The sequence below is a fragment of the Candidatus Methylospira mobilis genome (assembly GCF_009498235.1).
In the GTDB taxonomy this organism is placed as follows: Bacteria; Pseudomonadota; Gammaproteobacteria; order Methylococcales; family Methylococcaceae; genus Methylospira; species Methylospira mobilis.
Genome location: NZ_CP044205.1, coordinates 1618070 through 1628309, shown reverse-complemented (window position 1 = coordinate 1628309; position 10240 = coordinate 1618070). Strand labels below are relative to the sequence as shown.

At 51.9% G+C, this 10240-nt stretch carries 13 protein-coding genes and 1 tRNA gene; 10 read left to right on the top strand and 4 right to left on the bottom strand.

All coding sequences use genetic code 11. The annotated features are described in order from the left end of the window. The first annotated feature begins 2 nt into the window (after positions 1 to 2). From F6R98_RS07185 to F6R98_RS07175, 3 genes are read left to right on the top strand one after another with little or no spacing between them, the layout of a single operon-like run. A complete protein-coding gene (locus F6R98_RS07185) occupies positions 3 to 716 on the top strand; it encodes an RNA polymerase sigma factor FliA (RefSeq protein ID WP_153248425.1) in 714 nt (237 codons plus the stop codon). A gap of 2 nt (positions 717 to 718) precedes the next feature. Then, positions 719 to 1465, top strand: coding sequence for a flagellar motor protein (locus tag F6R98_RS07180; RefSeq protein WP_153248424.1), 747 nt, complete (start codon positions 719 to 721; stop codon positions 1463 to 1465). A 10-nt stretch (positions 1466 to 1475) separates the two neighbouring features. Continuing rightward, positions 1476 to 2531, top strand: coding sequence for an OmpA family protein (locus F6R98_RS07175; protein ID WP_153248423.1), 1056 nt, complete (start codon positions 1476 to 1478; stop codon positions 2529 to 2531). Here F6R98_RS07175 and F6R98_RS07170 read toward each other — a convergent pair. The 3 genes from F6R98_RS07170 to flgA form a co-directional block, all read right to left on the bottom strand. After that, positions 2521 to 3015 carry a flagella synthesis protein FlgN gene (locus F6R98_RS07170; RefSeq protein ID WP_153248422.1) on the bottom strand — a complete coding sequence of 165 codons (495 nt, stop codon included), beginning with the start codon at positions 3013 to 3015 and terminating at the stop codon, positions 2521 to 2523. The genes F6R98_RS07175 and F6R98_RS07170 overlap by 11 nt on opposite strands. A 1-nt stretch (position 3016) precedes the next feature. Continuing rightward, complete coding sequence (flgM, locus tag F6R98_RS07165; protein ID WP_153248421.1) at positions 3017 to 3346, bottom strand: flagellar biosynthesis anti-sigma factor FlgM; 330 nt, start codon at positions 3344 to 3346, stop codon at positions 3017 to 3019. Between the two features lie 104 nt (positions 3347 to 3450). Beyond that, entirely contained in the window at positions 3451 to 4125 is a 675-nt protein-coding gene (flgA, locus tag F6R98_RS07160) for a flagellar basal body P-ring formation chaperone FlgA (protein WP_228125148.1), read from the bottom strand. Between the two features lie 201 nt (positions 4126 to 4326). On the opposite strand from flgA, the gene flgB reads away from it, so the two are divergent. From flgB to F6R98_RS07130, 6 genes are all read left to right on the top strand, one after another. Beyond that, complete coding sequence (gene flgB / locus F6R98_RS07155) at positions 4327 to 4692, top strand: flagellar basal body rod protein FlgB (RefSeq protein ID WP_153248419.1); 366 nt, start codon at positions 4327 to 4329, stop codon at positions 4690 to 4692. Positions 4693 to 4697: 5 nt separating this feature from the next. Beyond that, positions 4698 to 5105: a flagellar basal body rod protein FlgC gene (gene flgC, locus F6R98_RS07150; protein WP_153248418.1), complete on the top strand. Its 408-nt coding sequence runs from the start codon at positions 4698 to 4700 to the stop codon at positions 5103 to 5105. 180 nt (positions 5106 to 5285) lie between these two features. Continuing rightward, positions 5286 to 6077 carry a class I SAM-dependent methyltransferase gene (locus F6R98_RS07145; RefSeq protein WP_153248417.1) on the top strand — a complete coding sequence of 264 codons (792 nt, stop codon included), beginning with the start codon at positions 5286 to 5288 and terminating at the stop codon, positions 6075 to 6077. Positions 6078 to 6097: 20 nt separating this feature from the next. Beyond that, positions 6098 to 6952 carry a flagellar motor stator protein MotA gene (motA, locus tag F6R98_RS07140; RefSeq protein WP_153248415.1) on the top strand — a complete coding sequence of 285 codons (855 nt, stop codon included), beginning with the start codon at positions 6098 to 6100 and terminating at the stop codon, positions 6950 to 6952. A gap of 16 nt (positions 6953 to 6968) precedes the next feature. Beyond that, positions 6969 to 7907, top strand: coding sequence for a flagellar motor protein MotB (gene motB, locus F6R98_RS07135; RefSeq protein WP_153248413.1), 939 nt, complete (start codon positions 6969 to 6971; stop codon positions 7905 to 7907). A gap of 60 nt (positions 7908 to 7967) precedes the next feature. After that, a tRNA-Met gene (locus tag F6R98_RS07130) sits at positions 7968 to 8044 on the top strand. A 464-nt stretch (positions 8045 to 8508) separates the two neighbouring features. On the opposite strand, the gene F6R98_RS07125 is transcribed toward F6R98_RS07130, so the two are convergent. Then, the gene (locus tag F6R98_RS07125) at positions 8509 to 9273 is read right to left on the bottom strand and encodes an IS5 family transposase (RefSeq protein ID WP_153248411.1); all 765 of its coding nucleotides are present in this window, start codon (positions 9271 to 9273) and stop codon (positions 8509 to 8511) included. 107 nt (positions 9274 to 9380) lie between these two features. On the opposite strand from F6R98_RS07125, the gene F6R98_RS21560 reads away from it, so the two are divergent. Then, positions 9381 to 9623 (top strand): hypothetical protein, encoded by a 243-nt coding sequence (locus tag F6R98_RS21560; RefSeq protein WP_194270177.1) that lies wholly within the window; start codon positions 9381 to 9383, stop codon positions 9621 to 9623. The last annotated feature ends 617 nt before the right edge of the window (positions 9624 to 10240 follow it).

Sequence of the window (10240 nt, the reverse complement as noted above, 5' to 3'; positions counted from 1 at the left end):
CCATGTATAAATCAAGCGGACTTCCCGAAGTAAACGATTTATTCGACCAGCATACCGAGCTGGTCAGGAAACTGGCATACCAGATGAAGGCCAGACTGCCTGCCAGCGTGGAAGTCGACGACTTGATACAGACCGGCATGATCGGATTAATGGAAGCAATCAGCCGTTATGACGAAAACACCGGAGCACAGTTCGAGACCTATGCCGTACAACGCATACGGGGCGCCATGCTTGACGATTTAAGAAGCAACGACTGGCTGCCGCGCAATGTGCGCGATAACATGCGCAAAATTGAAACGGCCATCAATGCGACCCAGCAAAAACTCGGACGCGCACCGCGCGAATCCGAAATCGCTGCCACCATGGGCATTTCTCTCGAAGAATATCAAAAATTCCTGGACAACAACTCGGGTCATCAGCTGCTCTATTATGAAGACTTTCAGGCCGACGAAGAAAGCGAGCACTTCCTGGACCGATATACGGCATCGCATATCGGCGACGACCCGCTGCAAGTGTTGCTGGATGAAGACTTTCGCGATCATTTGGTCGAAGCGATAGAAGCCTTGCCCGATCGGGAAAAACTGTTAATGGGTCTCTACTACGAACAGGAACTGAACCTGAAGGAAACAGGCGCCGTCCTGGGCGTTACCGAATCGCGCGTCTCACAGATGCATAGTCAGGCGGTAGCGCGTATCAGATCGCATTTGCGGAGTTGAAAATGGACATTGCAAGCATTATCGGCCTCACCATAGCGATCAGCAGCATAATTATCGGTCAACTGCTGCATGGAGGCAGTCTGGAAATGCTGCTGCAACCCGCAGCGTTTGTCATCGTCGTCGGCGGGACGGTAGGCGCGGTTTTACTGCAAGTCAATATTCATACCTTTCTGCACGGCGTAAAAATGCTGCGCTGGATCTTACGTCCCCCCAAACATGAACTGCTGCCGTTAATCGAAGATATCAAGCGCTGGTCGATAACCGGTAAACGCGATGGGTTGATGAAGCTGGAGCCGCTGCTGGAAGAAACCGATGATCTTTTTATCCAAAGAGGTCTGCAACTGATAATCGACGGTACGCCGCCTCCGAAACTGAAAGAGATACTCGAAATCGAACTCAGCAATTTCGAACGTTTCGAACGCCAATCCATCAAAATATGGGAGGCTGCAGCAGGGTATGCCCCCACCATGGGTATACTCGGGGCCGTGTTTGGCCTCATCCATGCCATGGGCACCCTTGGGGACCCCAGTAAAATCGGCGGTGGAATCGCCATTGCTTTCGTAGCGACCGTTTACGGCGTCGGTCTGGCCAACCTGTTTCTACTACCGGTGAGCAATAAACTGAGGTCCATAAACGGGCTTGAAATCAGCAAGCGTGAAATGCTGCTGGACGCTTTCGTATCGATCGCCTCAGGCGAAAACCGCAGAGTACTTGAAGATCATATAGCCGCATATCTAAAACATAGTTGAATATAACATCATGGCGCGCAAGGAATACGAAGAGGAGCACGACAACCCTGACCGCTGGGTTATGCCCTATGCCGATCTCAGTACCTTGCTGTTCGCATTGTTCGTGGTCATGTACTCGGTATCTTCGGTCAACGAGGTAAAATACCGCATTTTGACCACCTCGGTGCTGAATGCGTTTGGGCAGGCTCCCCCGCCCGCCGCCGCGCTCCCCATTCCGAAGCCCGAGCTGGAGTTGGCTCCTGCCACCTCGAACGAACCTGCAGCAACACTCAATGAAACGGTTGCGTCCGCTGTGGCGCCTGAAAACGTGATGCTGCAAATGTCAAAAACGTTGAGCCAGAACCCTCAACCGGAAAGCGGCGCGGGCAAAGGCAACAACGCTCCGGGAGCACCCGCCTTGCCCGGAGGCGATAACCTGATATCCATACAGCCCCCGCTGCCTGCAGAACCGCCGGGCGGCGGTCCGTCGGCAAATAACGCTGCGCAGCAGGAAGAAGAGGAAACGGAACAGATAAAACAGCAGATGGACGGCGTTGCCAACGACATTCGATCGGCTCTGGCTTCGATGATAAAGGGCGGCAGCGTCAGCGTTACCCGCTCAAATCGCGGGGTCCGCATAGAGATTAACGCCAGCGTATTATTTACTCCGGGCGGCTATAAATTAACCGAAGAATCCATACGCGCATTAAGCGCGACATCCCAGATTCTGGCGCAAAAAAACTATACTATCCAGGTAGACGGTTATACCGATAACGTTCCGATCAAAAATAGTATATTTCCTTCAAACTGGGAGCTCTCCGCAGCGAGAGCAGGTGCCGTGGTCCGATTATTCACTCAAAACGGCATTGCGGATGAGCGACTGACCGCAACAGGACATAGTGCGAACGACCCTGTGCAGTCGAATGAAACCGCAGAAGGGCGCGCAAAAAACCGGCGCGTGACAGTAGGAATCATGTCGCCTCATATTACCAGTCCTATCGTCATGCAAAGTCCGGAATCTCAGAACAGCACTATAGACTCCGAATCACCAAACTCCGGATCACCTGCAGCCAAACCTAACCTGTAGAAAAATCCCGCCTTACAGGACTGATAAACTGACCAGCGCGGCCATTAGGACCATAGAGCCCACCTCCCCGTTGCGTGGCCATGCCGAACACGGCCAGCAAATCCTGATTGCGGGCCAGTAATCGCGACACCAACTGGCCATTAAACTCATTGCATTTTTTAACTTTCTGGGCAATCGCGCCCAAGGCCTTCCATGCCTGCTCCACTTCGCCGCACGCTGGGTCGCCGGAAAAAACCGACACACAGGCTTTCATGCCATCCTCATCGGATGAGAAGCCTGACGCGACCAGTAAGGAGTAGCGCTGGCGAGTCAGTTCGGAAACCTGCATGACCATCGCATTTTTCCTCGCAACCACGCTATCCAGCCCATCCACTCCCGGCTTCAACAAAATTTCGCGCTCCGCCTCCAGCACGTCCAGTAAATCCTGAACGGCGGCGGACTCCGCCTTGAGCCCGCCTTGCAGCTCTGCAAGCAGTGCGACCATTTCAGGCACCGCTGCTCAGCAGGCCATGTACAGAAGTAATCAGGCTATCGGCTATATTCCCCGCATTGACCTGAAACTGGCCGCTGGCTATCGCCGATTTGATCTGTTCGACTTTTTTTGCGTCAAAAGGCCCCTGACTATCATGCACGCCGGAAGTACTCGCCGTTGACGCTGCCTGAGATGCGGGCGATAAGGAAACATAAGACGCTGAATCCGTTGCCCCCGAAACAGAGCCAGTGCTGCCCGCGCCTGTCTTGCCTGATTTCGCATCGCCCTTTCCTAACGAGTATTGCTGTTTTAAACTTATGTCTACTTCATTGTTAATTTTCATCACATCCCCCTAAACCAGCGTTCCCGGAACAACTCCGCGAATCATTCCCACGCACTGAGTGTCTTATCGGCCAGACACAGAAAAACTTTAACGATTTACCCGGCTTATTGGGACAATTCCACGGTGCCGCCCTCATGTGCCGTCCCCGCCACGATCTTGCCCGATTTCAGCTTCACGCTCACAGTATCTCCTTCTACCCCGCCGGATTGCGCCACCCCCGAGGTTGAAATACGAAACCCTTGCCTAGCCGACATCACACGGACGGTTTGCCCCTGTTTCACGACATCGTTCTTACGCAATGCGTTCAACCGGAAAGGCGTTCCCGCCGCCATGGTCATCGCAAGCGTACGGCCAACCAGTTGCGACGGGTCCGTTACATAATAAGCGGTAACGGGAGATTGTTCGGCAGTAACCGTGGTCAAATCGTTATACCCGATAACATGCCCCGCGGCCAGCGGTAACGCGGTAACCAGATACTCCATCATAACGCCGACATTCGCCTGAACATACAAAGTCCACGAAACAGGCGCCTTGCAACGCACGCCGACCGTTACCCTCCCCTGCAAGTGCCCGCCCTGAGGTAAAAAAACCTCCGGCGCAGCACAAGAGGCCAACTCCAGACGATCGTCAGGAGGGAAAACCGTAACCTGCACAGGCCTTGATGAAGCTGACGCCTTAGCCTGTAAAAAGACTTCGACCAACCGGACCAACTCGGCAAGATTCTGTTTTTGAAGCGGTTCAGGCATGGCATCAGCCGCAGCAAACAGCGACGGCGTCATCAGCAACAACCCGGCTAAAAATCCAGTACCCCCCCGTAGCGTCATAGCGGCAACAAACCATTAACGCACAAACCCAACGCCCGTCTCATGCACCTTCCTTCAAAGCCAAGTTGTAAATTAAAGTTGCGCATATACCCCTTTGCCACTTTCGTTTCCGTCTACCTTGAGTTAGTATAATCGAAAAATTCCGGAGGGGTTGAGATGAACTCAAAACTTGATGGTTACCTGAATTTCCAACAGACGACGATCAGCCTGCTCGCACGACGGCAAGAAGTCCTGGCATCGAATATCGCCAATGCCGATACGCCCAATTATAAAGCCCGAGATTTCGACTTTAATGCAGTGCTCGCAAAGAAACTGAAAAGCGCAAACAACACGACAGCCTCAACGGACGCGCTCGGTGCAGATCTGTTATACAGACAGGTTATTCAGCCCTCGGCGGACGGCAATACCGTCGACATGGACGTCGAACGCAACCTGTTTGCTGAAAACAGCCTGCGCTACGAAACCAGCGTAACGATGATCACAGGGCAAGTCAAGGATATGCTTGCCGTTCTTCAAGGATAGCCGTCATGTCATCTTTACTGAAGGTTTTCGATATCACCGGTTCGGCAATGATCTCGCAGTCGAAACGGCTCAACACCGTGGCCAGTAACCTGGCCAACGCCGAAACCGTCGCCCCGCCCGGAGGAACGCCCTACAAAGCCAAGCATGTCGTATTTACCGCCACACCATTAGGCGACGACGCGTCTACAGGCGTTACCGTAGAAAAAATCGTCGAAGATTCAACTCCTCCCAAAATGGTTTACAACCCGGGAGATCCATCGGCGGACGCCAATGGTTTCGTATCCATGGCCAATATCAATGTGGCGGATGAAATGGTCGACATGATATCGGCATCACGCTCTTACCAAACCAACGTAGAAGTCATGAACGCCGCCAAATCTCTTTTTCTAAAGACACTGACTATATCTCAATAGACAGGAATCCATAATAACTATTCTGTTCTTCAGCGTAAATCATGGAAAACATGGCGCCCAGAGAGGGTGCGGGCGAGGCCAAGTCTGTATAATCAAAAAAGTCGGCAAGCGCCCACCCCGACTCAACCTATCGACAATCAAAAACATCAAGCACCGGCTATCCGAAATACATATCAGCCGATGCGCTACAATAACCCGTTAAGCAGTCTGCTTACCGCGCTGTTCATACAGACGCTGTGTACAGGCATGTTTGCTTTCGCCTATGTGCTGCTGCCCTACGCGTTTCGCATACAACTGACCTTGCTGCATATGGTTCTGCTACTCGGCACGCAAGCATTCGCTCTATCGCGACTTGCACGCATGCCCTATCAATGGCAGGTGTTTCAATTGTTTTTTCCTGTAGCGCTGCTTGCAGGGTTCGCCTTGCAGTGGCCCGCCATCATCGCTCCGACAGTTTTTTTTGTATTATTGGGGGTTTTTTGGCCTGTACTTAAAGGAGGAGCCCCGCTATTTTCCTCGGGGAAGTCGGCATGGGATGCAGTCGCTCAAGTTATCACCCCCACAAACGATAGCAACTTTCGTTTTCTGGACGCGGGCAGCGGCACAGGAGGACTCATCATAGCACTGGCATCGCTGCATCCTGATGCTACAATGGAAGGAGCGGAAACCGCGTGCATCCCATGGATGATCAGCAGAATACGTATCGCGCTACGACGCAGCAATGCCCGCGCCAGGTATATAAATTACCAGCACATTGATTTTGGCTATTACGATGTGGTATTTACCTATCTATCGCCAGCCTGCATGCCCGATATATGGTTTAAGGCCAGAAAAGAAATGCGGACTCACAGCCTATTGTTAAGCTATGAGTTTGCCATTCCTGAAGCAGAACCGGATTTTCGCTGCTATCCGGTACCCGGCGGTCCGCCATTACTGGGTTGGCGCATCCCGCCGGCCAATTACTGTTGCTGAAGATATTTTAAGGAGTTACCTTGTTAGTCATAGCAGGATACGCAATCGTACTCTTTTCCGTTTTTGGCGGCTTCGCCATGGAAGGCGGGCATCTCGCCGCACTTTTTCAACCTGTAGAGCTGCTGATGATCGGCGGTGCGGCCTTGGGCGCTTTTATGGTCGGAAACAGCCCGAAGGCCATTTCCGCAACATTAAAAGCCTTGCCCAGCGTACTCAAAAGCTCCAGATACACCAAGGAACTTTATCTGGAGTTGATGTCGCTGCTTTATGACCTGCTGCAAAAAGCGAGGCGAGACGGATTGATGGCGATAGAAGGCGACATTGAATCTCCCGAACACAGCGCCATATTCGGTAATTACAAAGGCATCATGGAAGATCAGCACCTGCTCGACTTCATTACCGATTATCTGCGACTTATGATCTCCGGAAAAATGGACGCCTTTCAAATCGAAAATCTGATGGATAATGAACTCGAAACCCATCACCATGAAGGCGAAGTACCCGTTCACACGCTTGCCAAAATGGGGGACGGCATGCCAGCATTCGGCATAGTGGCCGCAGTCATGGGGGTGGTGAACACTATGGGCCATATCGGCGTACCTCCGGCGGAACTTGGGCATCTGATAGCCGCCGCGCTGGTCGGCACGTTTCTGGGCATTCTATTATCCTACGGCTTCGTAGGGCCGCTCTCCAGCCTGCTGGAACAGAAGCTGCATGAATCGACCAAAATGCTGCAATGTGTCAAGGTTACGCTGATTGCGAGCCTGAACGGATACGCCCCCGCCATCGCCGTTGAGTTTGGACGTAAAGTGCTGTTCTCCACAGAACGTCCCTCATTCCTCGAACTGGAATCCCACGTAAAACAAACAAAATAGTCAACGCGCGCTAGCCATGGCCGATAAAGAACAGAGTCTTATCGTCGTAAAACGCATCAAAAGGAACGGTGGCGGCGGTCATGGCGGCGGATCGTGGAAAGTCGCCTATGCCGATTTCGTCACCGCGATGATGGCTTTTTTTCTGTTGATGTGGCTACTCGGCTCCGTAGGCGACTATACTAAAAAAGGCATCGCGGAATATTTCAATACTCCAATTGAAGCAGCGCTGACCAGAGGCACAGCCATCAGCGAAAGCTCCAACATCATTCCCGGCGGCGGCGACGACATAACCAGAAAAGAGGGCGATGTCAAAGTTTCAGAAGAAGTCGGCACGCAATTCCCGGTAAACCTAGATGAAGCCCGTCAGGAGTGGGAGCGACAGGAAAGAACCAGACTGCAGGAGCTGGAAGAGCAAATCGAACAAGCCATAGACGCCAACCCTTTGCTAAAACAGTTCAAGAAGCAAATCCTGCTCGACATCACTACGGAAGGCTTGCGCATACAGATCGTCGACGAGCAGAATCGTCCGATGTTTGCCACCGGCAGAGACGAGCTAAAATCCTACACCATCGATATCCTCCATGAAATCGGCCGCGTACTCAATTCAATAAATAACCGGATTAGCATATCCGGTCATACCGACGCCAGCAATTACGCCAATAACGGCAGCGGCTATACCAACTGGGAACTATCGTCCGACCGTGCCAATGCCGCACGCAGGGAGCTCATTATAGGAGGCATGGTCAATGAAAAGATACTGCGCATTATCGGACTGTCCTCGGCGGTTCCTTTTGACAAGGATGACCCATTAAACCCGATGAATCGGCGCATCAGCATTGTGGTATTAAACAAAAAAACAGAAAACGCCATCACAGAGCAGGAAAACGGCGGCAAGGTCAATATTTCGGACACGCCGCAAAGCGTACAAGGTGTACAGCAAAAACTGGCTCCTTAGCCCACGAAATTGCCTATTGACGCACATCAAATTGTATCTGATAATTATGAGTATAGAGATGGCAACGTAGCTCAGTCGGTTAGAGCACAGCATTCATAATGCTGGTGTCGGTGGTTCGAGCCCACCCGTTGCTACCATGAATTCAATATCTTAGCCCGGTTGCAGCCGGGCTTTGTTTTATGTGTTTACGCACCTGCGTAAATTCCATACCGCAGCACGCAGCATCGTTACCTGTTCTATCTGCGTAATGGACTCCACCGCCTCTTTCAACTCAGCCAATTCTGCCGGGCTGTAATGCACGGTGACGTCACCGTCAACGTGATGCATTAAAACGCGACGAGTTTCAAGAGGCACCCGAGCCGACCGTAGCCGGCGCCCAAACGTATGGCGTAAGTTGTGAGGCCCTTTCTGCACCTTCCCATCAGTTGGTAGTCCTTGCGATAACTGTCGGAGAAAAATCCCTTCACGTTATTGAATGGGCAGAACGCTTAGGTATAACTCGTGCGACCCTGTACAACAGGTCAAAAAAAACGGAACAACGATTGAGGACGAGATCAGAAAGGGTTTTGACGCCAATAAATAGCTAGGTTCTGTTGACGTATCACCGCAACGAAATGAGAGCTGAGACGAAGTGAAGGAAGGCCATGTAGTTGCGAGCTGTTTTTTCAAAACGCGAAAATATTCGTCGGTAATGTTTGATTTTGTTGAAGAAGTATTCAATCAGATGGCGTTCTTTGTAAATAAACCAATCGCACTCGCGTACCTTGTTTCGATTGCAGCACGGAGGAATGACGGCTTTCATATCTCTCGCTACGATGGCCTGGACGAACGCATCGCTGTCATAGCCTTTGTCACCGACAAACGCACGCGCACCCGCCGGCGTCAGCGCCGGCAAGGTTTCAGCCTGTCCAATGTCGCTGGCCTGCCCTCCGGTCAGTAAGAATTCGAGGGGATTCCCCAAGGCATCGGTGATGGCGTGAATCCTGGTAGTAAAGCCGCCCTTCGATCGTCCCAAGGCTTCATCCTCGGCATTGCTGCCCGCCGCGCCACCAGCGCAGGGATGAGCCCGGTTGATGGTGGAATCGATAAACACGCTTTGCAAATCAGGATGATGGATGCATCCGGCGAACAGCGACTGCCAAACCCCATGCTTGCTCCAGCGGGAAAAACGCTTGAACACGGAGTTCCACTTGCCATGCGCTTCCGGCAGCAAACGCCATTGCGATCCCGATCGAAGAATTTGCAGAACGGCAACCAGAAAGGCCCGGCACTGTTCCTCGGACGTCGATCGGACATGCCGATGTTTCACCAGTATGGGATAGATAACGCTCCAGTCTTCGGGGCTAATTTCGAGTCGGTCAGCCATTTTCGAAATGGTTCCAGCTTCACTGGTGGCGCGTGCTAATGTCAACAGAAGCTAAATTCTGATATGATCAACATTTTACGAAAATCCAGAAAAACTGGAGGTCTGCCATGGCAGTTTTAGACACAGAGTTAAGCACGTATAGGCATCTACTACCCACCCTTCTTCAGGACGAAGGTAAATTCGCAGTGATTCACGGCGAAGATTTCTTGGGTGCCTATGTATCCTACGAGGATGCATTGAAAGTAGGGTACGACAAGTGCGGACTGACGCCTTTCCTTGTTCAGCAAATCTCGTCTGCTGAGCATATTGCTTACTTCACCCGAGATTTGGGTACCTCATGCCCAGCCTGAATGCCCCAATTACACCACAAGGGGCGATACATGCATAGATATCGCGCAAATTACCAATTTGGGTATATCTCCAAGCGGAAGCACCCCCATCCACACTCCCTCCACTAACGGTACACCACACCTCTGCGAACTGTACGATGTTAGTCTGGTTTTACCTTTCCCAGACAGGCACAGGACGTTTAATGCTGCCTCAGTTGTAGCTTCTGGATTTGGGCAGCAAAGCATAGACGGGCTGCTCGGCAGGGACATTCTGAAACACTGCTTACTGATCTACAACGGGGAGACTGATTCATTTACCTTGGCAGGATAGCTGGCATGAGACACCTCGTATTACCTTTATCCTTCTTGATTATCCCAACGCTGGCAACAGGCTGCGCAACACCCCGACGTACTACAGACCCTCGTAGAAATAGATCGGTTTGACAAGGCCAAGCAGCGCGAGGAAGACAGTAACTGGGGAAGCGCCGTAACGAGCCAAGTACTGAAGGTTATAGAGGCCGATCTTGCTGGAGGCAAAGCCGGAAGAGCAGCATTGGGTAAAGGAGGTGTATGTGTCGTGGAGGGTGTAAGAGTTTTTGTGTAAACGGTCATTTGGTAGGAAACTGCCTCAACCTTGT

What these genes read in the sequence shown, in the direction of transcription:
- F6R98_RS07185 (WP_153248425.1), top strand. Translation starts at nt 3, where the DNA reads ATGTATAAATCAAGCGGACTTCCCGAAGTAAACGATTTATTCGACCAG.
- F6R98_RS07180 (WP_153248424.1), top strand. Translation starts at nt 719, where the DNA reads ATGGACATTGCAAGCATTATCGGCCTCACCATAGCGATCAGCAGCATA.
- F6R98_RS07175 (WP_153248423.1), top strand. Translation starts at nt 1,476, where the DNA reads ATGGCGCGCAAGGAATACGAAGAGGAGCACGACAACCCTGACCGCTGG.
- F6R98_RS07170 (WP_153248422.1), bottom strand. Translation starts at nt 3,015, where the DNA reads ATGGTCGCACTGCTTGCAGAGCTGCAAGGCGGGCTCAAGGCGGAGTCC.
- flgM (WP_153248421.1), bottom strand. Translation starts at nt 3,346, where the DNA reads ATGAAAATTAACAATGAAGTAGACATAAGTTTAAAACAGCAATACTCG.
- flgA (WP_228125148.1), bottom strand. Translation starts at nt 4,125, where the DNA reads ATGACGCCGTCGCTGTTTGCTGCGGCTGATGCCATGCCTGAACCGCTT.
- flgB (WP_153248419.1), top strand. Translation starts at nt 4,327, where the DNA reads ATGAACTCAAAACTTGATGGTTACCTGAATTTCCAACAGACGACGATC.
- flgC (WP_153248418.1), top strand. Translation starts at nt 4,698, where the DNA reads ATGTCATCTTTACTGAAGGTTTTCGATATCACCGGTTCGGCAATGATC.
- F6R98_RS07145 (WP_153248417.1), top strand. Translation starts at nt 5,286, where the DNA reads ATGCGCTACAATAACCCGTTAAGCAGTCTGCTTACCGCGCTGTTCATA.
- motB (WP_153248413.1), top strand. Translation starts at nt 6,969, where the DNA reads ATGGCCGATAAAGAACAGAGTCTTATCGTCGTAAAACGCATCAAAAGG.
- F6R98_RS07125 (WP_153248411.1), bottom strand. Translation starts at nt 9,273, where the DNA reads ATGGCTGACCGACTCGAAATTAGCCCCGAAGACTGGAGCGTTATCTAT.
- F6R98_RS21560 (WP_194270177.1), top strand. Translation starts at nt 9,381, where the DNA reads ATGGCAGTTTTAGACACAGAGTTAAGCACGTATAGGCATCTACTACCC.